Raw genomic sequence first — 21,751 nt, 5'->3', positions numbered from 1 at the left:
CCCCACCCGCATGCTCGTCCACGCGCTGATCCGCGAGGACGGCACCGTCGGCGCGGACGAGCTGTACACCGTCGCCAACACCCTGGGCATGAGCGACCAGCAGGTACGGCTGTGCGTCAAACGCCTCGTGACCGAAGGCCGGTTCACCCACGAAGGCCGAGGCCGCAAAGCGGAACTGCACGCGACCCCGGACACCATGCGTGCCCTCGCCCCCAACGCGGACTTCCTGCGGCACGCATTCCAGCAGGACGCCGGGCTCGCGCCCTGGGACGGTGTCTGGCACCTGGCCGCCTTCGCGGTGCCCGAATCGGCGCGCACCGCCCGGGACGCCCTGCGCGAGACGCTCGTCCACCTCGGTGGCGCCCCGCTCCAGGGCGGACTGTACGTCTGCGCCAACACATGGGAACCGTACGTCGAGGAAGCAGCCCACCGCCTCGGCGCCCGCGACGCGCTCACCCTCCTCACCACGACAGACCTGCGCAGGGGCGACACCCGGGAGCCTGCCGAACTCGCCCGCCGCCTGTGGCCTCTGCAGGAGATCGCCGACCGCTACCACCGCCTCAGCCGCATCACCCGGCCCCGCCTCACCCGGCTCACCGGCCCTGCCGAACTCTCCCCGGCCGCACTTCTCACCATCGCTGTCGAGCTGGCCGCCGAACTCACCCGCGCCATGGAGCCCGATCCACTGCTGCCGCCTCAGCTCCTGCCCCACCCCTGGCCCGGCGCCCAGGCCCGGAAGCTCGTCGCCCGGTGCTGGGCGGCCCTGGCAGAACGCGGCCACGGCGAGGCCCGCCCGGCCCTCTTCCGCCTCTACGCCGACATCACCCGAGAAACAGCCGACCAGGCCACGCACTGAAGACGCAACAGACGGCGCAGGTCATGCCGGTCGAGTGAAGTCACCGCGAGGGCACCTGACCTGTGCCAGTGAGCGTTGACCGATTGCCCCTGAAGGATGATCAATGGCTGTCCGTGTCAGTGAAGGACGACGACTTGCAGATTCCTGTCAGCCAAGGACAACCGCGGGTGGCTCTGGCGTTTCGCACTGACAGGTCTCGTTAGGATCTCCTGATCATGGACCTGATGACGGGGAACGAGATGGTCGCCATCCCACCGGGGCAGGTGACGCTGTCGGACCGGCGGACACAGCGCAGTTGGTCGGTCGAACTCGCGCCCTGCCAGCTCGCGGCTTCCCCGGTCACCCAGGCGTTGTACGCACAGGTCACAGGCCAGCGGCCGAGTACCGCCCGTGGGGACCAGTTGCCCGTCGAGTGCGTCTCTTGGTGGGACGCGACGCGGTTCTGCAACGCCCTGTCCCAGTGCGCCGGCCTCACGCCCGCATACCACATCCGTGCCGAGGACGAAGTCATCGAGTGGGACGCGTCCACCGACGGGTATCGGCTGCCGACCGAAGCCGAGTGGGAGCACGCCTGCCGTGCCGGGACGACCGGGCCGCGCTACGGGGAGCTCGACGAGATCGGCTGGTACCGCGGAAACTCACACGAGCGCATCCGCGAGGTGGGCGGCAAACGCCCCAACTCGTGGGGGCTTTACGACATGCTCGGCAACGTCTGGGACTGGTGCTGGGACGTCTACGACGCCGAGGTCTGTGACTCCACCCACGCGTGAACGCGTGGGCTTCCTGCGTCGGTGGTTAAGCCGCCGCGCAGAGGACCAGCCCGGCCCTGTTGAGGACGTTCGTCGCGCCGACGTGGTCGGCGTTCGCTGCGAACCCGCATCTGACACATTCGAACTTCGCTTGAGTGACACGGTTCTCCTTCGCGACGTGCCCGCAGTCGGGGCGCGTGCGGGTGGGGGTACCTCCCGCTTGCGGGGGAGTGTTGCGCGCGTCCACCGAAACCGTGAGGCGACCGGCTCTTTCAGCCTTGTTCGCCAGGATTCCGAGGAACTGCGCCCAACCCGCGTCGAGGATGCCGCGGTTGAGGCCGGCCTTCGCTGCGGCACCGTTCGGCAGGAAGCTGCCGGGCTGCTCGGGGTCGGCCTTGGGTGCGGGGCTCTTGGTCATGCCCGCGGTGTTCAGTCGCTCGTGCGCGATCACGTCGTGGTCGGTGATGAGCGCGCGGGCGGTCTTGTGGTGGAAGTCGGCGCGCTGCCGCCGGATCCTGCGGTGCAGTTGGGCGACCTTCCGGGCGGCGGCGCGGTGGCGCTTGGTGCGCTGCCGGGTCCGCTTCGGGAACGTCGCGAGGTGCCGCTGCGCTTCGGCGAGTTCGTCGGCCATCGCCTGGAGGAAGCGCGGGTTGGCGATGTGTTCGCCGTCCGAGGTGGTGAGGAAGTGGGTGATGCCCATGTCGATGCCGACGTTTGTCCCGGTGGGCGGCAGTTCCTCGGCGGGCACGTTGTCGCAGGCGAGGACGGCGTACCAGCGGTTGCCTTCGCGCTTCACGCTGATCGTCTTGACGCGGCCCTGTACGGGCCGGTGCCGGTGCACACGGACGTGCCCCACGCCCTGGAGGCGGACGCGGGTCTGCGCATCGTTGCTGGTGGCGGCGCCGGGCGCAATGCTCGAGCAGGCCGTCTACCTGTCCGCCTCCGCGCTTGCCGGCATCGGGCGGTTCGTGGCCCTCCGCCTCGTCGTCTTCGCGCGGAACCGCTCGCAGGACGCAGCCACCGCCTGTACCGCCCGCCCCGCGCCCGAGGCCCGTGTGGCGGCACCGGTCGACCCGGTGGTGCTCTGCCACGCCGCCTGACCGACAGGACAATGTCGGCCATGCCGTGGTACTCCGCGAACCCGAGCCGATCGATCCGTTGGTATTCCGCGCTCATGATCTGCTTCCATGCGCGGGGCGACGTGAGTCGCGGTCACGGGCTGGATCATGGCGCGGAGGGAAAGACGCGGCCCGCCGGTCTTCTGCGACGGAGGGGTGACGCTGACGTGGCGTACCGCGACGTCACTTCTGCTTGGCGTGCTGATCGATGGCGGTGGAGAAGACATCCACGAGTCCGGCGGGCATGGAGTAGCCCTTGACCTTTCCGAAGCCGGGACCCTGCGCCTGGACCGGTGGCCGCATCCCGGCCGGCCACCAGCCCTCGCGGGCGCCGCGCTCCAGGACCCGCTTGAGTGCGCCGCTGTGGCCGCGGAGGCTGCCGCCGTCGGTGCGGAGTTCGTCGTCGGCGACGAAACCGCCGCGGGCGGCGGCCAGTTGGACGATGTGCCGTGCTCGCGCGGGCAGGGCCCGGTAGTACCGCAGGGCACGCTCGACGGTCCAGGTGGCGTCGACGTCGACGTGGGCGGCGTGTTCCTCGAGGAGTGCGAGGAGTCGCTCCCGGAAGTCGTCGGTGGGATCGTCGATCGTGACGGTGATACGCATGATTCCTTCCGTACCAATAGACGAGAATTGACGAGAACGGTAGCAGCGGTCCGTGTCCTGCCGTCAGGGGCCACGCCAAGAAGGGCCTTGGAAATCAGCCCCGTATAATTTCCCTTATACGAGGCTATTCTGAGGGAGGGGCACATGGCCGACTCCGTCGCCGTGGAAGTGGTCGACGCCGAACTGGTCGACGAGGACGAGAACCGGGCGCTCCCCGCCCTCGCGGACACGCCGGCACACCGCCCCCTCATCGGCCGGCACACGCTCCTCCGGCCGGACGCCCCGATCCCGACGACGGCCGACCAGCCGACGTACACCGAAGCCGACTTCCGGATCTCGCAGGAGACGGCCGACCTGATCGACGGGGCACCGCCCGCCAACACCTCCCGCACCTACGGCTCGGCCCTCGGGCAGTTCCGCACCTGGTGCGCCGAGAACGGCCGGGTGCCGATGCCGTGCACCACGGCGACATTCGTGGAGTACGTCGGACACCTGGTGCAACGGGACCTGGCGCCCGCATCCGTCCAGGTCCACATGTCGGCGATCCGCTCCGCCCACCCCGACGGGCAGCAGCCCGGGACGAAGGAGGCCCGGCAGCTCCTCCGCGGGCACGCCCGGGACCGGGCCCGGCGCCGCGCCCCCAGGAAGGCACCGCCGATCCGTACCGCGGCCCTGTCCGCCATGGTGGCCACCTGCACCGCGGCCGACGAGCGCGAGCAGCCGAAGGCCCTGAGGGACGCCGCGCTGCTCACCCTCGGATGGGGGATGCTGTCCCGCCGCAGCGAGCTCGCCAACCTCCTGGTCGAGCACCTGACCGTGGAGGACGACGGCGTGACCGTACGCGTGGCGTTCTCCAAGACCGACCAGGCCGCCCACGGCGAGGACACGTTCGTACCGGCCGACCCGGAGGTCCCGTCCCTCTGCCCCGTCGTCCAAGTACGCGCGTGGCTGGAGGAGTTGCGCCGTCACGGCATCACGTCCGGCCCGCTGTTCCGGCACATCACCCGCGGCGGCACCATCCGCCCGCGCTCCGGGCCGCGCGGCGACTTCCTCAGCCCCGACGCGATCGGCAACATCGTCAAGACCCGCGCCCGGCTCGCCGGCGTCCAGGCCCCCGGCGGCCGTACGGTGACCGCGCACGGCCTGCGCCGGGGCCCGGCACAGGAGATCTCCGAAGCAGGAGGAGACCCGACCGCCCAGGGCCGGTGGAAACCCGGTTCCCCCACGGTCCTCAAGCACTACATCGAGCCCGCCCGGGGCAAGACGAACAACCCCCTGCACGCCGTTCGCGCCAAGTCCCGTGCACAGACAGTCATCTGACCGGACATCACCCTGATCGTCGCCATCATCACCGTCCGACCCCGGGCCGGCGGCGAGTGCGTGGCCGCGTCGTCCGGACTCCGGCAGTCCTGCTGCGGGTCGCGGTCGGACAGCGGACTCGGGACTGGTGGGCCCGCATGTCGAGGTGTCGCGTATTCGTCAGCCGAGACGTGTTCACGGCCTGATGGGGTGCCGGACAGTGCTGTTCGGGGGTCCCGCCCTCCGCTGTTCGACGTCGCCTTGTGACTGCGGGCTTCCGCTTACTCCAGGCAGAGAGCTGCCGAGCGGGGCAGTCGGCGAGTCATTTCGTTGTGGTCGTCGAAATCGAAGTTCCAGGCGGGGACCAGCTCCCGGTAGCGGATGGTGGACGGGCTCGTGGGGAGCTGATCGCCGGTCGCCGGGATGTGTGCGTTCCAGGCGATGCCCAGCATGTCCTCACCCTCCGGGCAGACGTCGTCGACTGCGGAGGCTTGGACGACGGGCAGTTCTGCCAGGGCATCGGGTCGGTGACTACGCGCTCGAAGACTTCACGGCCCTGAGCGATCAGCCGGCCGCGGAAGTGGTCCCCGCAGCAGTCCCGCCCTTGGTGAAACGTACTGGTCATGTGGCAAACGGGCACTGCAGTCATCCGCTGGTCGCACCACTTCGTCGGCCGTCGGGCGGAGCCGAGTCGGCCCTCAGAGTGACGCTCGGAGCCCTCGTGACCGGGATCTTTATTACTGAACGGGCCGAACAGCAGTTCATCCAAGCCGAGGACCGCCCATGCAGCAGCTCCAGCACGCCGAAGAGCCCACTACCGTTCGCCCCGGACGATTACGCGTCGCATGGCGGGCGGCCCACGAGCCCGTTGCCGGAGTGTCACGGCGGATTCGACTCGTGGCTTACGCCGTGCCCCTGGCCGTCCTTCCTTCCAGTATCTGGCGGCTCCCGGCCGCGTTCGGCGGCGGTCACGGACTCGGCGAACGGATGTACGTCGTCTTCCTGTCGGTTCTGTCCGAAGTCTTCGCGTTCGCCGCGATCGGTCTGATCGCCCGCTGGGGTGAGGTGTTCCCGCGCTGGATCCCGTTCCTTCGCGGCCGCCGGGTTCCGAGAGGGGCAGCCGTCCTTCCGGCCACCATCGGGGCCGCGAGCCTCACCCTCCTGTTCACCCTTCTGTTCATCGCCTCCCAGGTCAGGGGGACCACGATCCGAGGTGGTGACCTGCCGGCCGAATACCCCAGCCAAGCCGGCGGCTGGGAAGCCGCCTGGTTCTATTTCTGCTATGCGCCGCTGACCCTGTGGGGGCCGTTGCTGGGCGTGCTGACCGTCGCGTACTGGAAACGCCGTTCCGCGGCCGGGAGGACACCTGCAGCGGCGTGAGATCGCCGTCGCCTTGATGCTCTCCGGAGACCGGAGCTGTAAGCGAGCAGTGCCGAGAACTCGCTTCGGCAAGCGTCTGCCGGCGGATTACTCGCTTCCCGGCCTCCAGGGCCACGTGTGGCGTCCGATGTGACCGTCGCCGGCCGTCCTGACGGGTGGCCGGCTGTCCCGCGTTCGCGGCCACGACAGTGCCGTCATCTGTCGTCGACATCCATGAGCCGGCTGATCACCGACTGGCTCCGGAACCCGTCGACAGACGCTGCTCCCGAAGATGAACGAAGCCAGGGAGCGGGTGGCTCCCCTGCTGCCGTCCGCTCCCGAGCGGCGCCGTCGCCATCCCGGGCGGCCTGCTCGATCCTCGCGCGGTGGGCCGCACGGGCTTCCTCGTCGATCGGCTGCTCGTGTTCGGGACGCAACCCGGTCCGGCCGTCGAGGCCCTCGCGCAGGATGTCGGCGTGCCCGGCATGCCGGATGGACTCGCCGAGGACATGGACCATGACGGCGAACAGGTTCGTGTCGGCGTAAGGCTCCGGCCACCACGGCACGTGGCCGGGGGCGTCGAGGGGAAGCTCGTCGATCGTCGCGTCCGAGTGTTCCCACGTGCGCCGGTAGAACCCGATGATCTGATCACGGGTCTCGCCCTCGGTCGCCCACAGATCGCTGCCGTCGGAGTGGTCCTGCCACCGGGGCAGCGGTTCCGGGGAAGGGCGGTCGAAGACCTCGCCGAAGTACCTGGCCTCGACGGTGGCCACGTGTTTGACCAGGCCGAGGAGGTTGGTACCGGTCGCTGTCAGAGGCCGGCGGGCGTCGTATTCGGACAAGCCGTCGAGTTTCCAGAGCAGCGCCTTGCGGTCCCGCCGCAGTCTCCCGTGCAGGTCGTCCTTCGCGAATTCGTCGATCATGCGGCACGAGCCTGCCATGGGCTGCTCATGGCCTCAAGATCCCGTACGTGGTCCGCGACGACCGGCGGAACCGAGGCCTGGCGATGGCCGTCGTTGTTCACCGTCGTGGTGCTCCGGACGACGCGGTACGCCGACGCCGCTGTCGTCCGGTCGCGGGCCGAGGGCCGCGAGGTCCGGGCGAGGACGTCGCCCGGACCTCCCCGCTCAGGGACCGGCACCCTACAGGTGCGGGTAGTCGGTGTAGCCGTGGTGGTCGCCGCCGTAGAAGGTGGCGGGGTCCGGTGTGTTGTACGGGCCCCGGGCGGCCAGACGGGCGGGCAGGTCGGGGTTGGCGAGGAACAGCGCTCCGAAGGCGATCATGTCCGCGGTGCCGTCCTGGACGAGGGCGAGTGCGTCCGGGCCGGTGGGCTCGGGGTGGGTGAGCGGGTTGAGGATGAACGTGGCGGGCCAGGTCTTGCGCAGGCGTGCGGTCAGTGTCCGGTCGGCGCCTTCGATCATGTGCAGGTAGGCGAGGTCCAGGTCGCCGAGCTCGGTGACCAGGGCGGTGTAGGTGTTCTCCACATCCACCGCGTCCGTCTCGGCGATGTCGTTGTAGGGGTTTCCGGGCGAGACGCGGAAGCCGGTGCGGTGGCCACCGATCGCTTCCGCGACGGCGGCGGCGACCTCCAGACCGAAGCGGACCCGGCCGGCGACGCCGCCGCCCCAGCCATCGGTGCGCCGGTTGGTGTTGGGTGCGAGGAACTGGTGGATCAGATAGCCGTTCGCGCCGTGGATCTCCACTCCGTCGAAGCCGGCGGCGACCGCGTTGCGTGCCGCGTCGGTGAAGTCGGCGACGGTGCGGGCGATGGCGTCGGCGTCCAGTTCCCGCGGAGTGACGAAGTCCATCGGTCCCTGGTGGGTGAACACCTGGCCCTGCGCGGCGACGGGTGAGGGCGCGACGGGGTGCAGACCGTCGGGAAGCAGGCTGGGGTGGCCGATGCGGCCGGTGTGCATCAGCTGCGCGAAGATCACTCCGCCTTCACGGTGGACGGCGTCGGTGACCTTGCGCCAGGCGGCCACCTGCTCCGGGGCGTGCAGGCCCGGCGTGTTGGGGTATCCCTGGCCGGCCGGCGAGGGCTGTATCCCTTCGGTGACGATGAGGCCGGCGCTCGCGCGCTGGCTGTAGTAGGTCGCCATCAGATCGGTCGGGGTGGCTCCCGGTCCGTAGGCCCGGCTGCGGGTCATCGGCGCCATCACGATGCGGTTGGCCATCGGCCGGCCGGCCACATCGATCGGGGCGAATGCGTCCGTCATGGAGATCTCCTTGCTGGCACAAAGGATGGAAGAGAGGAAGAGCAGCCCGCGGCGCGGCCGCTCCGCGGGGCGGTTGCGGCGCACCGGCCGGAACGGCGGGGTCCGCGCCCGTGCGGCGCCGGGGGGCCTGCTCCGCGCCGGCGTGCGTGTACGTGCGTTCCCCGACCGCCGCGGTGATGCGGTGCGCGCTGCTCATACGCGGCGTCGAGGCGTCCGCGGAGGGTTCTCGCCGTCCCGGGCGGCGAGGGCTGCCCCCGGGGCGCCCTCGCTCCGCGCGGGGCAGGGGGGGCGCGCTTCCTGGTGGGTGGGCCGCCCGGCCGTGCCTGACTACTCGGCAGATGCCTGCCGGCTGTGGTCCCTGACCGACTTCTCGATGGTGCGCGCGCACGCGGTGAACATCTCGACCTGGTCAGGGGTCAGATCGCGTACGGAGATCTGCTCCAGGGTGCGCCACATGTCGGCGATGGGCTCCCGCAGGGCGCGGCCGGCATCGGTGAGGCTGACCACCATGACCCGCCGGTCGTGGGCGGCGGGCTCCCGGGTGAGCAGTCCGGCCTCCTGCATGCGGCGCAGTGACTTGGAGACGGTGGAGTGGTCGAGGCCGGCAAGCTCCAGGAGCTCCGCCTGCGTCCGGCCGTCGCGGTCGAAGAGCTGCATCAGCAGCAACTCCTGTCCCGGGTGCAGGTTCAGGGCGCGCAGCATGGCGGCGGCGTGGCCGCGGTGTGCGCGGGCGAGCTGGAAGATGGCGTAGCTCAGCCGTCCGTCGCGCGCCGCGTCCGGTGGCTCCGGTGAGGTGGTGTCGGACATGGTCGCTCCCTGGTCGTACGGGTGGGGGTGATCGGTCAGTCGACGGTGAGGACGATCTTGCCGCGGTTGTGGCCGCCGTCGCTGGCCTGCTGCGCCTTGGCGGCTTCCGCCAGCGGGTAGGTGGCGCTGATCGTGGTCACCAGTGTGCCGTCGGCGGCCTGCCGGGCCAGTTCGGCCAGCCGTGCGGCGGAGCGGCGCTGCGGGCCCTCGGCGAAGACGACGCCGAGTTCACGGGCGCGGAAGTCGGCGGTGGTGACGATCCGGTCGGTGCCGCCGCGCAGGGTGATGGAGTCCTCCAGTGCGCCCTTGCCCGCGGCGTCGAGGACGGCGTCCACTCCGTCGGGGGCGAGCTCGCGGACCCGCTGGACCAGGTTGTCGCCGTAGACCAGCGCGGTCGCGCCGAGCGAGGTGACGTACTCCTGGTTGGCCGGTCCGGCGGTGCCGATGACGCGGGCGCCGCGTGCGACGGCGAGCTGGACGGCGATGGTGCCGAGCGCGCCGGACGCTCCGTGGATCAGCAGCGTCTCACCCGGGGTGACGCCGAGCAGGTCCAGCACGCGTTCGGCGCCGTCGCTCGCCACGGGCAGAGCGGCGGCGTGTGTCCAGTCCAGGCCGGCCGGCTTGGGGGCGAGGACGGCCGCGGACGCCAGGGCGTACTGGGCGTAGGAGCCGGTGTCGGACCAGCCCAGGACCTCGTCCCCCACCTTCAGGTGGTCGACGTCCTCGCCGACGGCGTCGACCACACCGGCGATCTCCCCGCCGGGCACGGCGGGCAGCGTGGTGGGGAAGATGGCCTCCATGACACCGGAGCGGATCTTGCCGTCCACCGGGTTGACGCCGACCGCCCGTACCCGCACGCGGACCTGGCCGGGGCCGGGCTGAGGGAGGTCGATCTCCGCCTCGTGCAGGACCTCGGTGCCGCCGAACGCGTCGAAAACAATGGCCTTCATGACTCTGGGTCTCCTCGCGTGGATGCCGCGCCGACCACTTTCTGTGGCCAGCCACATAAAAGTAGCACCGATTGTGTGGCTGGCCAAGTAATTGTTTCGAGCGGGGTCCGGGAGACAACCCGTCTGCCGGCGCGGCCGGGGCCGCACCCCGCGCGCAGCGCCGTACCCGCTGTGCACTACGGGTTCCTTGCCCGCTGCCGACCGCGCCACGGCAGCCAGGGCGCTCCGGCAGTCCCGGACCGGCGCAAGGACCGGCGCGAGGCCCGATGTGAGGCCCGGCGCAAGGCCCGATGCGAGGACGAGAACCGGGCCGGCGCGCTCACGCCGACCGGATGACGACCGCTCTCAGCGCCCATGGCCGTATCGACGCTCCCCGAGCCCGCACCCGTTCTGCTGGGCGGCCTGTGCCGGTGCGGGCTCGCCGTCGCAGGGTTCATGCCCTCCTGCGGGTGATCGCCTGGGTCATGGCCACCGCGGCCGCCAGGAGACCCGCGGCGGCGGCGAGCAGGACGCCCGTGGGCGCCAGGGCGTCCGCCGAGTCCGGCGCGTCCTGGAGGCGGGTGAGCAGGATGTTGACCGGGGAAACGCCTTCGCCCAGCAGTACGGCCAGGAGGAGCACCAGGGCGAGGACGAGCGCGTGGCCCTGCCGCCGGAACACCAGCCGCGAGCAGACCAGTCCGATGGCCATGCCGGTGAAGGCGCAGGTGAGTTGGGCCGCGGCCCCCAGCGCCAGATCCGCGAGGCCAGGTGTGCGGGTTCCGGACAGCGGCGGCAGCACCAGGCCGGCGGCCGTCAGCAGCAGGCACCACACGGCCGCCGTCCCGGCCGTCGCGAGCAGGACGCGCAGAGGGCTGCCGGCGCTGACGACGACGATCGAGCGGTGCGCCCGGTCCTCGAGGCCGATCAGTGTCATGGTCAGCCAGGTCGAGCACGGCAGCATGGCCCCGGCCACCGAGGCGTAGGTCGCGGTGAGGGGTCCGGTGTCGCTGCCGGTCAGCACGGTGACCAGACCGAGGAACAGCAGCAGCGGGGCGAGGTAGCGCTGGGAGAGCAGCAGCACCGTGGACATGTAGCCGACCAGGGCGATCACAGGGTGGTCCCCCTCGCGTCACCCCGGGGGACGCGTTCGTCCGTGACCCCGGCCAGGCCGGCCACCGACCACCGGTGCCGCAGTGCCGTCAGCAGTACGGCGTCCGAGTGCTCCCGCGTCACCCGCAGGACGACCTCCCCTCCGCGCCGGGCGGTGTCCGTCACACCCGGCAGCGCGGGCCAGTCCACCTCGATCGGCGTGACGCCGGTGGACGGCGCGGTCAGGACCAGCTCGGCCGTCGCGGGGCGGTTCCCGGCGCGCGGGCCGCCGTGCGGGGTGACCCGGCCGTCGCTGATGGCGTAGGCGCCGCGGGCGTGCGCCTCGGTGATCGCCTCGCGGTGGTCGGTGAAGACCACCGCCCCGCCCCGTGCGGCCACTTCGCCGATGAACTCGGCGAGGACACCGTGGGCCGAGGCGTCCAGGCCCGACCAGGGTTCGTCGAGGACCAGCAGGTCGGGCTGAACAAGCAGCGCCTGGGCGAGTGCCACCTTCTGCGCGTTGCCCTTCGACAGCGTGCGCAGCGGTGCGCTCCGCCCGCCCGCCAGGGACAGCCGCTCCAGCAGGTGATGGCCCCGGGCACGGGCGGCGGAGGCGGACAGGCCACGGACACGCCCCATGTGAGTGAGGTAGGAGATCGCCGAGATGCGGTCGTGGACGGTGAAGCGGTCCGGTACGTAACCGAGGCGCGGTGGCCGGCCCGACACGCTCCCGGTGGTGGGGTGCGACAGTCCGACGAGGATCCTCAGCAAGGTCGACTTCCCCGAACCGTTGCCGCCGACCACCGCGAGGACGTCACCGGCCGCGACTTCCATGGTCACGTCGCTGAGGATCCACGGTCCCCCGCCGTACCGCTTGCCGACCGCCTCGCAACGCAACACCTCGACTCCTCACTGTGGTCCACGCGCTGGTCCTCCAGTCTGGCGGACGGGCTTGGCGGTTGAGCCGACAGGCGGGTGAAGCCTCTGGTGAGGAGCTCTCGGCTTCCAGGTCGTGGAGCGGGCCGGCCCCGGTGCCGCCGGTGGGCGCCGGGAAGTCGCCGTGCCGGCGGCACCGGTCGCCGACGGTGGCGCGGGTGACTCCCGCGACGCGGGAGATCTCCGCGGCTGTCACCCGGGCTGACGGCTGGGGCATGACCTGTTCTCACCTCTCGCCGGGAACAGGGAACACAGTACAGCGCTCGCCACACCCGTTGGCACGTTTGACGCTGCTTTCAATGGCATGCTTACCTGTAGGTGCTTCCGGTCGGCGCGTGGTCGGCGGGAACTGCCGCGGTCCGGCCGCCGCGGCCTGCCCCGGACCGGCCGCCAGAGGAAGCCTCACGAGTGGAGGGACCTGCTTGACCGAGATGGACGATCCCGAACTGACCGTGTACCACCGCCACTCGGCGCAGTTGCCGGAGCGCGACAGCGAGGAGAACTTCCGGGCCCTGCTGGTCCAGGCCCGCCACATCACCGGCGCCTCCTACGAGACCACCCTCTACGACCACCAGCAGACGTTCCGCCTCCTGTGGCACCACCTGGAACGCGGCGGCCACCTCAGCCGCGCCCACCGTGACGCCCGCGCCCGCCTCGCCTCCGGCCGCACCGCACCCGGGGAACGCGCCGCCCTGGAGCTGTTCCTCACCGTCTACGCCCAGGTCCACCCGCCGAACGCCGCCGGCGCCTGACCCGTACGACCACACCCGGCGGACGTCCCCCGGGCCCGCGGTCGCTCCCGCCCACGCCGATCACCGCCCGCCCGCAACCCGAAAGGCCACCGTGACGATCACCGAGCACGCGGCGCTGGTCCGTCGCTTCGCCGAGGACTTCACCGCCCTGCAGGAGGCCGTCCTCGCACGGATGAACGGGATCTGCCCCGAGGAGACCGCCGCGGCCCTGGAGCACGCCTCGCTCGCCGGTCCCATCGCCATCGCCCTCGCCCACGCCGACGTCCTCGCCCGCGGGGACGTCCGGCGCGCGGAGCTCTCGGGCCGGCCCGCCGAGCGGCTGCGGCGGCTGCGCGAGCACGCGCGCAAGGTGCGCCGGGCCCGGTCGCGGGCGGACGCCGTGTGCAAGGAGCAGCGTGCCCGCCGCACGGCAGGCCTCTCCCGGCCGGTGGAGACGCTGGAGCTGCGCGTGGTGCGCGTCGCGTACCCGCAGGCCTACGCCACGGCGCTGCGGGAGGAACTCCGCGACAGGGGAGTGCCGGAGGGCACGCCGCGGGTGCCGGAGAGCGACCTCGCCCAGTGGGCGTGGGACCGGCGATCGGCGGGCGGCGAACCGCCGGCACCGGTGCGCGCACTGCTGGACCACTCCGACGACGCCTTCGTCCAGGCCCTCCTGCGCGACGCGCGGGAGGAGGAGAATCCCCACCTCCCGCACGACGCGGTGGCCGGACGATGGAACCGGCACGCCCGTTCCGCGCTGGCCTGGGGCCGCTACGCCATCGCCCGGGCCGAACGGGACGCACTCGCCCGCCCTCTCACCGCACGGCACGCGCAGCTCGACGCCCTGGACGACGCCTACCAGGACACCGCGGTCCTGGCCGCCCGCGCCCGCGAGGCCAGGCTCCGGGCCGCGGACCTCCACGACCGGATGCGGGCGTGCGCGGCCACGGGGCCCGTCGCGGAGCTCGTCGCACAGTGCCGCGCCGCGGCCCTCGTACGCTTCGCCACCGCGGAGCCCGAGTCGTGGCACGGGGTGCGCGAACTGACCGCCGGGCACCGGGCCCACTGCGCCGAGCGGGCCGGCGACTGCCCGCACTGCCACCACGCCCTCGCCGCCGCCCTCACCGGCGCGGGCGAGGACGGCGACGGCACGGCGGCGACGGCCCCGGCCGACAGGGACCGTTACGCCCTGCTCGACGACCTCCCCGACACCGCCGTCGTGGCCGTCGCCGACGCCGCGGTCGGTGACGAGTCCGCGCTGTGCGGCCATGGCTGGGCCGCCGAGGACGGGACGACCGGATACGGCGACTCCATGGCCTCGAGCAGCGGCGAAGCCGAGGTCATCGGCATCTGCGCGGCCGCCCTCAGCCTCCTCCGGCGCCACGAGGAAGTGCCCGTGGTCGTCCTGTGCGACAGCGTCGAGGCGGTGGGGGCGACGAACGCGGCCCTGGACCGCGCGGACCCGGCGGCGGCCCACCGCACCCTTCTCTTCCCGGAGGGCAGACACCTCATGGACCGTCTGCTGCGCCACCGCGACCGCGTCCAGGTCCGCTGGCTCAAGGGGCACGTCGGACACGACCTCAACGAGACCGCCGACGCCCTCGCCGGCCTCTCCCTCCGCCGTGCCACCGGCCGCGTCTCCCCCCTCGCGGCCCGCAAGGAGGAGGCCCGGATCCTGCGCTCACTCGGCCCAGGGGACCGCCCGTCCTCGGCTGCCGCCTGATGCTCCGGGCAGGGCCGGGGAGACTTCGTACCGGCATGACGGGGTCATGTCCTCCGGCCCGCCTCGCCCGGCCACGCGGGACCGGGGCGCACGGGTGGTGGGCCGTGCGGCCCCCTCTTCCTTCTTCAGCACAGGGGGCCGCACGTGGTGCGGCGTCGAGTGGCGCCTTGCGAACATCCATGATGAGGGATCGCGTGCAATTGCAGAGCAGAAGTGCTGTTTTTCTCCTCAAAGGGATGAACCCCCGCGCCACGAGGCCCGCGAGGCGGGTGGCGGGGCGTAGCGGGAAGTGGCGGGTCTTCTTATTGTTCCGTAATCCCATGATCACATAGCGTCGGACGGCTGTGTGCGGCCATCCTGGCGGTCCCTTCCTGATGGCGCTTCAGCACCGCCTGACGGAGGGCTCGTTGGTGCCGTTCGCTCACAGAAACAGAGTGCGATGTCGAGTAAGAAGGTGGTGGCCGCTGTCGTCCTGGCGGCGGCCCTCACATGGAGCACGGTGATGACCGTGCTCGGGCACGCGGCCGCCGCGGCGGTCCTGCTGCCCTCCCTGGGCCTGCTCGCGCAGCAGGTCGTCCAGGCGCTCACGCCGTCGGACGGACGTTCCCCGTCGGACGGACGTTCCCCGTCGGACGGAGAGCGTCCCGCGGACGCCGCGCCGTCCTCCGCCGGCGTCCCGGCCGGGCGGCGGCGGGACGGTCAGGAGGTACCGCGGTGATGCCGTCGTCCGATGCCGCCCAGCCCCCACCGCACAGCGTCAGACGGGGCCGCCCGCCGGCCCCCATCTCCCCGGAAGCGGGCCCGCTGCACCGCGCCTGGCTCGAACCCGTCCGCAATGTGCACCGCACCAGCGGCCTGACCCTGGACGACCTCGTCGACCGGTCCGGCTACTCCAAGACCCGGATCAGCGAACTCCTGCGCGGAAACGGCTACTACCCCGCCTGGGAGATCACCTTCAGCGTGATCCGCGTCCTGGGCATCCCCACGGAACCCATGCGCCGGCTGTGGACGGCCGCCGCCCGCGAAGCCCGCAAGGGCCCCGAGTGGATCCGCCAGTGCATCGAGCAGGTCGCCCACGAGGCCGAAGGACCCCCGCTGCCCTACCAGGCGTTCACCGACACCATGCACCACCCCTACCTGGAATACGCCCGCGCCTTCCTCCTGACCGACCGGCGGGCCCGGGGCGTCGTCGCGGAGACCAACGACATCCTGTGGCTCTCCTGGAACGAGGCCACCGCCAGCGCCAACCTCAACCGCTACGCCTGGCTCCTGCTGCGCTCCCGGGTCATGCTCCGCGCCCCCCGCCACGAAGGCCACCCCGATCTGCGCGCCGCCGTCTTCTCCACCCGCGAGATCCGCACCCGCCAGGACCCCGGACACATGATCGCCCTGTCCGAACTGGTCGATCTCTTCGACGCCATCAGCCGCCTGCCCGACGACCAGATGGACGTCGCCGTCCTGCACTACCTGTGCGGCATACCCGACCAGCGCATCCCCCACGTCCTCGGCCTGAGCCCCGCCATCGCCCACGCCGTCGACCACCACGCCCGCGCCACCGTCGAGGCCCTCCTCGGCGCCCCCGACACCCGGGAGTGACCCCGCCCGCCATGTCTGCCATCGACCAGCTCCTCGCCCGAGCCCGCCTGCACCACCACCCCGACGTCCCCGACGACACCGTCCCCCACGACGACGGCACCTGCCCCGCCGCCTCCCTGCCGGCCGCGGCCCCGCCCGCCGGCCCCGACCGCTCCGACCCGGCCGCGGCCCGGCAGCTCCACACGCTGTGCGAAACCGCCGTCACCGCCCTCACCCCCGACGTCCTGGCCTTCCTCACCGACCAGGTCCCCGACCACCACAGCGCCTGGCTCCTGGGCTGCGCCCTCCACCTCGCGGGCATCGAGGACGGCGCCCGCTTCTGGTGGCAGTACGCCGCCGGCGACGGCCACCCCCCGGCCTGCTACACCCTCTCCCTGCACCACCGCGTCCGCGGCGAACAGCACGCCGCCGCCTTCTACGCCCAGCAGACCGGCCTCGACCTCACCCCCGGGACCGGGGCGTCGGAACCCCTCACCGTCACCGGCGCATGCCCCACCACGGACATCCGCTTCGACGCCGGACTCCCCACCGTGCTCCGCGTCCTCAGCGAACTCGCGGCCCCGGGCCGCCGCCGGCGGCCCCACCGCATCGACGCCCTGACCAACTACGTCGCCGACGCCGTCACCCCCCACTACGACCGCCACCCGACCATCGAACTGCCCGTCCCCGAACCCCGGTTCGCCGACAGGGTCGGCTTCCTCCTCACCGCCGCCCCACCGTGGAAGGCCCGCACCCGCACCCCCCGCGCCACCGCGCCCGCCCTGCCCGTCCGCACGGACCACGACCGGAACGAGGACTCCCGGGCACGGCCGTCCCGCGCACACCGGGGAGCCGCCACGCCCTGACCCGGACACCGGCCGCGGGACGATCGCAGGCTCCAAGCACGTACGCACGCCGACCCTCTACCGGTAGTAGAGGATCGCGGTACGGTAGAGGCATGGCAGCAGACGAGACGAGCATCAAGGTGAGCGTGGCGGCCCGTGACCGCCTGGCCGTGCTGGCGGCCGAGCACGGCACGACCATCCGCTCCCTGGTCGAGGACCTCGCGCAGGGCACCCCGACACAGGCCGAGTACGCCGAGCGCGCCGAGCTGGCCCGGGCCGAGCTCGCCTCCGCCCTCGGCACCGCACCGGGCCCCGAGGCCGAGGCGAAGGCACGGGCACTGCTGGAGCGCCTGGGCGGGACGCGGCGCACCCCGCAGGCAGCCGCGTAGTGGGGGCGATCCCGGTCGTCCTGGACCACACGACCGCCGCGGCACTGTACGACCCGAAGGACCCGTTCAACGAGGCGGTCGCGGCGTTCTACGTCCAGGCCTCCGGCGGGCTGGGAACCCTGTACGCGCCGGTGCTGTCGCTGACGGCCGGCGACGCCGAGCGGCCCGGACTCCTCGGCTACGTCAAGGGACTGCGGTTCATCCGCATCGAGGCCTTCGACACCGACGCCGCGGTCACGGCCACCGAACTGCTGCGCTTCGGACACTCCTGGGCCGCCGTCCACGCCATCCACGCCGCCCGGCCCTCCCCCGCCCACCCCACAGGCCGCTTCCTGCTCACCCTGACGCCCAAGGCGTACGCGGGGACCGGCGTCCAGGCCGTCCACCCCGAGGAGTAGACGGCCGGTCCGCGTCCCCGCGAGGCCTCGTCGTCGGTGGTGCCCTTCCCGTGCGTCGGGGGCGGAAGGCGGCGGAGTGTGCGGGTGAGGGGCCCGGAACATCCCGCACCTGTACCGGACCGGCCACGACATCGTGGAAGGCGCGGTCGTAGGGCGGCCGGAACCGAGTGGCTTGTCAGCGCAGCCCGGGCGGCGGGTTCGATGTCCGTGACGAGGACGCCGCCGACAAGCAGCGAAACGCGGCGGGTGTGCCCGGACGCGCCCGCCGCTCGCACCGTTGTGAGGGTTTCTACGTGTGGGCCGCTTCGGCATGGGCGGCTCGGGCGCGGAGCACGGAAGGCCGGGAGAAAACGGTGACGGCGATGGAGACGGCGGCCACGGAAGTGATGGCCGTGCCGGCAGTGGAGTGCTGGGCGATGCCGCCGGCGATGGCGGCTCCGATGCTTTGCCACGTCATCCGGCCGGCGGACTCGACTCCCTGGACCTGGCCGCGGACCGGATCAGGGGTCAGCTCCAGAAGCTGCTCCTGGAGCGGCAGGGTGGCGGCGAAGCCGACACTCGCGATGAACACCGCGGCTGTTCCCACCAGCACGGGGGGATGGAGGGCGAACAGCAGGTAGGGGACGGCGAGCAGCAGTCGCAGGGCGAATGCACAGCGGCGCCGCTGCTCGGGCGTCAGCAGTCGCCCGATGGCCAGGTCACCGAGGAGCATGCCTGCCGATCCGGCGGCCAGGAAGACGCCGGCGTGATGGGGGGCGTAGGAGATGAACAGGGCCTCGCAGCCGACGATCAGGCCATTGGGGACCCACAGGTTCAGCAGCAGCGCGCGTTGGCCGGAGTGGGAGAAGAGCCGGGTGTTCGTCGTCCAGGTCCGGCGCAGTCCGGGGCGGAGGGTCGGACGGATCGAGCGTTCCCGGACGGTCGCGACCACGATGATCAGCCCCATGCCGGTCAGGGCCGCTGCGACGGTGAAGACCTCCTGCGGGCTCAGGTACCGCAGGAGTACGGCGCCGATGGCGTAGCCGAGGATGGCCGTACCGCCCGAGGTGATGTTCATCAGCGAACGTGCCAGTGCGTACGAGGAGGGCGGTACCACCTCGGCGAGCAGTCCCATCCGCGCTCCCGTTCCCAGGGACTGGAAGAACCCCAGGACGAAGAGCAGACCGAACCGGGCGGCGAGCGGCAGCCCTGGGACCGCCTGTGCGGCAACACCTGCGAGCGAGACGCACTGGAGTGCGGCGAGGGTCCGGCGAGGACGGCTTCCGTCCGCGACCGACATCAGCGTCAGCGCACCGAGCACCGTCGCGAAGGTGGCGCCGTACATGCTCACCGTGGTCAGGAACGGGGACTTGGTCTGCTGGTCGACCAACGTGCCGAGCGCGAAGCCCGACAGGGTGCTCGCGGCGACCGTCAGGGTGAAGCCGGCGTACAGGCCGACGCATTCACGGTTGCGGAGCAGGTCACGGTAGGTGGTGGGAGGTGTGCCGGAGGCAGATGTGTCGGAAGGCATGAAAAAAGCCTTCGCGCGCACCCGATTCGGGGCGCCGAAGGCCGACTCATGGAGTGTAGCAACCGCCCCGGTCCTGACCCCGGCCCGCGCACGTACGATCTTGACCGCCCGTCCGCCCGGACGGTGCGTCAGAGGACGGCGAGCCGGTCCACCAGCAGCTCCACCCTGTGCCCGGCGTCCTCCGGCGGCAGCCGTCCCGCCCGGGACAGGGTGGCCAGGCCGTGCAGGGCCGCCCAGAACACCTCGGTGAACAGTCCCGGGTGGACGCCGTCGCCTGCGACCTCGGTGAGGCTTTCCAGCAGGGCGGCGAAGCCGTCCTGCAGCGGCTCCGGGGTGTCCTCCCGGGCGAAGGCCAGGCCGCCGTCGAGCCGGAACATGGCGTCGTAGACCGCCGGGTTGCGTGCGGCGAAGTCGAGGTAGGCGCGGGCGAGGGCGGTGACCCGGGCGCGCGGGCTGTCGGCGGCGGAGGCAGCGGCCCGCAGTGCCGCGGCCATCTCGGCGGCGCCCTCGAGGGCGACGGCGCCGATGATCTCGCGCTTGCCGCGGAAGTGACTGTAGAGGACGGGCTGGCTGTACTCGATGCGCTCGGCGAGCCGGCGGGTGGTGACCGCGTCCCAGCCCTGCTGCTCGGCGAGTTCGCGGGCCGTCGCCACGATGAGGCGTTCGCGGACCGCCCGTTCGCGCTCCTTGCGTTCCTGTACCGACATGCCCCGATCCTAGCACTGCTAGACATTCGAGCGGCAGTAGGTCTAGCGTTGCCTCATCAAATAGCAGTGCTAGATCCCAGGAGGGGTAGTCATGCTCACCGCACTCGAGGTCTTCACCACCGTGGTCGTCGGACTGATGGTGGGGGTGGAGTTCTCCGTCGCCTTCGTCATCAACCCGATCCTCAACGCGCTCCCCGGCGACAGCGATCAGCTCGGCCGCGCCCACGGGGGCCGGATGCTCGGCGCCGTGATGCCGTTCTGGTACGTCGGCTCGCTCGTCCTCGTCGCGGTCTGGGCCGTCGCCGGATGGGACCGGCACGGCACCGGCCTCGTCGTCACCGCCGCCGCGCTGCTGATCGTCAGCGTGATCATGTCGGTCCTGCTGCTCGTCCCGATCAACAACCGGGGCAGGACGTGGACACCCGAGAACCGGCCCGAGGACTGGAAGGAGCAGATGAACCGCTGGGACCGCTACCACTACGCCCGCGTCGCCGTCATCATCGCCGCCTTCGCCCTGCTGGCCACCGCCCTCACCTGAGCCCGCGGGCCGGGACCACGCAGGGGGAGCCGTCGTGCGGTTCCCGCCCGACACCCGCCGCTCGGGGGAAGCGCCCGGACGAGGTGGAGCGGACCACCCTCACACGACCGAAACCGCACCTCTGAATACGTCATGTGACGCATTGACCTCAGATCACCCTCACGATTGCATGCTCGTGGTCCTCCGGTGGGGAGCCGGAGAAGGGACCATGTCCTTACTGGGGGGAAAATGAGGGGAAACACGAACCGGAGCACCACCAGACGGGTGCGGACCGCCCTGAGCGCGGCGATCGCGGTCTGCGCGGTCACGGCGGTGCTGCCCGCGGCCGCCGCGAGTGACGGCGGAGCCGAGGTCGAGCGGATCAGTGTCGCGACCGACGGCACCCAGGGCGACGGCGACTCCACCGGCGCCACGATCACGGCCGATGGCCGACGTATCGCCTTCTCGTCGTCGGCGAACAACCTCACCTCCGCCGACCCGGTGACATGGAAAAGGGTGTTCGTCCGTGACCGGCGGACGGGCCGGACCACGCTGATGAGCACCAACACGCCCCCGATCGAGCGCCCGGTGATCAGTGGCGACGGGCAGTACGTCGCCCTGTGGGGGCTGTTGTTCAGGGACACGAAAACCTTCCTGTCCCAGGTGAGCTCGGGAAGCACGATCGGCATCAACTGCCCGGGCCTCAGCTGCAGCCAGCCGTCGCTGAGCACGGACGGTCGCTCCATCGCCCAGGCCGCCACCTCCGGCCGACCTCCGTCCCGGCAGCGCGTCGAGGTACAGGACTGGCACGCCGGCACCGCGCAGATCATCGCCGAGTTCGAACACACCGTCTCGTCCCGGCCGTCCCTCAGCGGCGACGGCCGCTACGTCGCCTACCAGGACGGCCAGGCCCAGGACGTCTTCGTGTGGGACCGGACCGGCGGCACCACCTCCGGCCCGATCGAGGGCCCGTCGAAGGCGGCGGAACTCGTCCAGCTCAGCAAGGACGGCGGCAAGGTCGTCTACCTCTCGGGCTCCGACACCCACGTCCACGACATGAGCTCGGGCACCGACCGACTGGTGCCGGACGTGCGGGGCGTGGCCATCGATCCCACCGGCCGCTACCTCCTGTACGCCCCGCACGGCACGGACGGGCCCTCGCTCGTGCTGCGCGACCTGGAGACGGGCACCGACGAGACCGTCTCGGACCGGCCCGCCTCGGCCGGGACCGACGCGGTCAGCGCCGGCGGGCGCGACGTGGTCTTCCACTCCGCGGCCGACGACATCGTGCCCGGTGACACCAACGGCACGTCGGACGTCTTCGTCCGCCGCTACTACTGAGAGCCCCGGCACCCGGAGAGGACCTGTAGTCCCAGTTCGGGCACCAGGGAACAA

General features: G+C 71.8%; 22 protein-coding genes and 3 pseudogenes. 14 read left to right on the top strand and 11 right to left on the bottom strand.

Annotated elements, in window-relative coordinates; genetic code table 11:
• The first annotated feature begins 10 nt into the window (after positions 1–10).
• Both ACF1DX_RS31125 and ACF1DX_RS31120 read left to right on the top strand, forming a co-directional pair.
• The gene (locus ACF1DX_RS31125; RefSeq protein ID WP_391794534.1) at positions 11–856 is read left to right on the top strand and encodes a PaaX family transcriptional regulator C-terminal domain-containing protein; all 846 of its coding nucleotides are present in this window, start codon (positions 11–13) and stop codon (positions 854–856) included.
• Positions 857–1,071: 215 nt separating this feature from the next.
• Positions 1,072–1,605: pseudogene (locus tag ACF1DX_RS31120) on the top strand (formylglycine-generating enzyme family protein); the annotation flags it as partial.
• 46 nt (positions 1,606–1,651) lie between these two features.
• Here ACF1DX_RS31120 and ACF1DX_RS31115 read toward each other — a convergent pair.
• Positions 1,652–2,503: pseudogene (locus ACF1DX_RS31115) on the bottom strand (RNA-guided endonuclease InsQ/TnpB family protein); the annotation flags it as partial.
• Positions 2,504–2,516: 13 nt separating this feature from the next.
• Here ACF1DX_RS31115 and ACF1DX_RS31110 point away from each other — a divergent pair.
• Positions 2,517–2,705, top strand: a complete 189-nt coding sequence (locus ACF1DX_RS31110; RefSeq protein ID WP_391794471.1) for a hypothetical protein — start codon at positions 2,517–2,519, stop codon at positions 2,703–2,705.
• A 201-nt stretch (positions 2,706–2,906) separates the two neighbouring features.
• On the opposite strand, the gene ACF1DX_RS31105 is transcribed toward ACF1DX_RS31110, so the two are convergent.
• On the bottom strand, positions 2,907–3,326 hold the full coding sequence (locus ACF1DX_RS31105) for a hypothetical protein (protein ID WP_391794470.1): 420 nt from the start codon (positions 3,324–3,326) through the stop codon (positions 2,907–2,909).
• A 144-nt stretch (positions 3,327–3,470) separates the two neighbouring features.
• Here ACF1DX_RS31105 and ACF1DX_RS31100 point away from each other — a divergent pair, with 144 nt between their 5' ends.
• Positions 3,471–4,646 (top strand): site-specific integrase, encoded by a 1,176-nt coding sequence (locus tag ACF1DX_RS31100; RefSeq protein ID WP_391794469.1) that lies wholly within the window; start codon positions 3,471–3,473, stop codon positions 4,644–4,646.
• Between the two features lie 260 nt (positions 4,647–4,906).
• On the opposite strand, the gene ACF1DX_RS31095 is transcribed toward ACF1DX_RS31100, so the two are convergent.
• Positions 4,907–5,077 carry a hypothetical protein gene (locus ACF1DX_RS31095; RefSeq protein ID WP_391794468.1) on the bottom strand — a complete coding sequence of 57 codons (171 nt, stop codon included), beginning with the start codon at positions 5,075–5,077 and terminating at the stop codon, positions 4,907–4,909.
• 331 nt (positions 5,078–5,408) lie between these two features.
• Between ACF1DX_RS31095 and ACF1DX_RS31090 the strand changes: the two genes are divergently transcribed.
• Complete coding sequence (locus ACF1DX_RS31090) at positions 5,409–6,005, top strand: hypothetical protein (protein ID WP_391794467.1); 597 nt, start codon at positions 5,409–5,411, stop codon at positions 6,003–6,005.
• Positions 6,006–6,343: 338 nt separating this feature from the next.
• On the opposite strand, the pseudogene ACF1DX_RS31085 reads toward ACF1DX_RS31090, so the two are convergent.
• The 6 genes and pseudogenes from ACF1DX_RS31085 to ACF1DX_RS31060 form a co-directional block, all read right to left on the bottom strand.
• Positions 6,344–6,907 (bottom strand): annotated as a pseudogene (locus tag ACF1DX_RS31085) (DinB family protein); the annotation flags it as partial.
• A 219-nt stretch (positions 6,908–7,126) separates the two neighbouring features.
• Positions 7,127–8,200: an alkene reductase gene (locus ACF1DX_RS31080; RefSeq protein ID WP_391794466.1), complete on the bottom strand. Its 1,074-nt coding sequence runs from the start codon at positions 8,198–8,200 to the stop codon at positions 7,127–7,129.
• Between the two features lie 327 nt (positions 8,201–8,527).
• The gene (locus tag ACF1DX_RS31075) at positions 8,528–9,007 is read right to left on the bottom strand and encodes a MarR family winged helix-turn-helix transcriptional regulator (RefSeq protein WP_391794465.1); all 480 of its coding nucleotides are present in this window, start codon (positions 9,005–9,007) and stop codon (positions 8,528–8,530) included.
• Between the two features lie 35 nt (positions 9,008–9,042).
• Positions 9,043–9,957 carry an NADP-dependent oxidoreductase gene (locus ACF1DX_RS31070; protein WP_391794464.1) on the bottom strand — a complete coding sequence of 305 codons (915 nt, stop codon included), beginning with the start codon at positions 9,955–9,957 and terminating at the stop codon, positions 9,043–9,045.
• A gap of 433 nt (positions 9,958–10,390) precedes the next feature.
• Positions 10,391–11,047 carry a hypothetical protein gene (locus ACF1DX_RS31065; RefSeq protein WP_391794463.1) on the bottom strand — a complete coding sequence of 219 codons (657 nt, stop codon included), beginning with the start codon at positions 11,045–11,047 and terminating at the stop codon, positions 10,391–10,393.
• Entirely contained in the window at positions 11,044–11,922 is an 879-nt protein-coding gene (locus ACF1DX_RS31060) for an ATP-binding cassette domain-containing protein (RefSeq protein ID WP_391794533.1), read from the bottom strand. The genes ACF1DX_RS31065 and ACF1DX_RS31060 overlap by 4 nt, the downstream gene beginning before the upstream one ends.
• Before the next feature lie 461 nt (positions 11,923–12,383).
• On the opposite strand from ACF1DX_RS31060, the gene ACF1DX_RS31055 reads away from it, so the two are divergent.
• The 7 genes from ACF1DX_RS31055 to ACF1DX_RS31025 all read left to right on the top strand — a co-directional run bounded on the left by ACF1DX_RS31055 (position 12,384) and on the right by ACF1DX_RS31025 (position 17,622).
• Positions 12,384–12,713: a hypothetical protein gene (locus ACF1DX_RS31055; protein ID WP_391794462.1), complete on the top strand. Its 330-nt coding sequence runs from the start codon at positions 12,384–12,386 to the stop codon at positions 12,711–12,713.
• Positions 12,714–12,804: 91 nt separating this feature from the next.
• Positions 12,805–14,415 carry a hypothetical protein gene (locus ACF1DX_RS31050; protein WP_391794461.1) on the top strand — a complete coding sequence of 537 codons (1,611 nt, stop codon included), beginning with the start codon at positions 12,805–12,807 and terminating at the stop codon, positions 14,413–14,415.
• Positions 14,416–14,854: 439 nt separating this feature from the next.
• Positions 14,855–15,133 (top strand): hypothetical protein, encoded by a 279-nt coding sequence (locus ACF1DX_RS31045; protein ID WP_391794460.1) that lies wholly within the window; start codon positions 14,855–14,857, stop codon positions 15,131–15,133.
• A complete protein-coding gene (locus tag ACF1DX_RS31040) occupies positions 15,133–16,011 on the top strand; it encodes an XRE family transcriptional regulator (RefSeq protein WP_391794459.1) in 879 nt (292 codons plus the stop codon). Before ACF1DX_RS31045 ends, ACF1DX_RS31040 begins: the two co-directional genes overlap by 1 nt.
• Positions 16,012–16,022: 11 nt before the next feature.
• Positions 16,023–16,856 carry a hypothetical protein gene (locus tag ACF1DX_RS31035; RefSeq protein WP_391794458.1) on the top strand — a complete coding sequence of 278 codons (834 nt, stop codon included), beginning with the start codon at positions 16,023–16,025 and terminating at the stop codon, positions 16,854–16,856.
• Between the two features lie 92 nt (positions 16,857–16,948).
• Entirely contained in the window at positions 16,949–17,224 is a 276-nt protein-coding gene (locus ACF1DX_RS31030) for a hypothetical protein (RefSeq protein ID WP_391794457.1), read from the top strand.
• Positions 17,224–17,622 carry a hypothetical protein gene (locus tag ACF1DX_RS31025; protein WP_391794456.1) on the top strand — a complete coding sequence of 133 codons (399 nt, stop codon included), beginning with the start codon at positions 17,224–17,226 and terminating at the stop codon, positions 17,620–17,622. Before ACF1DX_RS31030 ends, ACF1DX_RS31025 begins: the two co-directional genes overlap by 1 nt.
• 289 nt (positions 17,623–17,911) lie before the next feature.
• Here ACF1DX_RS31025 and ACF1DX_RS31020 read toward each other — a convergent pair whose 3' ends face one another.
• On the bottom strand, positions 17,912–19,132 hold the full coding sequence (locus ACF1DX_RS31020) for an MFS transporter (protein WP_391794455.1): 1,221 nt from the start codon (positions 19,130–19,132) through the stop codon (positions 17,912–17,914).
• 128 nt (positions 19,133–19,260) lie between these two features.
• On the bottom strand, positions 19,261–19,839 hold the full coding sequence (locus ACF1DX_RS31015; protein ID WP_391794454.1) for a TetR/AcrR family transcriptional regulator: 579 nt from the start codon (positions 19,837–19,839) through the stop codon (positions 19,261–19,263).
• Between the two features lie 91 nt (positions 19,840–19,930).
• Between ACF1DX_RS31015 and ACF1DX_RS31010 the strand changes: the two genes are divergently transcribed.
• Positions 19,931–20,377 carry an anthrone oxygenase family protein gene (locus ACF1DX_RS31010; protein WP_391794453.1) on the top strand — a complete coding sequence of 149 codons (447 nt, stop codon included), beginning with the start codon at positions 19,931–19,933 and terminating at the stop codon, positions 20,375–20,377.
• Positions 20,378–20,641: 264 nt separating this feature from the next.
• Positions 20,642–21,697, top strand: a complete 1,056-nt coding sequence (locus ACF1DX_RS31005) for a hypothetical protein (RefSeq protein WP_391794452.1) — start codon at positions 20,642–20,644, stop codon at positions 21,695–21,697.
• The last annotated feature ends 54 nt before the right edge of the window (positions 21,698–21,751 follow it).

The sequence above is a fragment of the Streptomyces sp. NPDC014676 genome, from assembly GCF_043084105.1.
GTDB lineage: Bacteria > Actinomycetota > Actinomycetes > Streptomycetales > Streptomycetaceae > Streptomyces.
The sequence above is the reverse complement of the archived record's forward strand: the minus strand, read 5'-3'. Positions and strand labels throughout refer to the sequence as shown.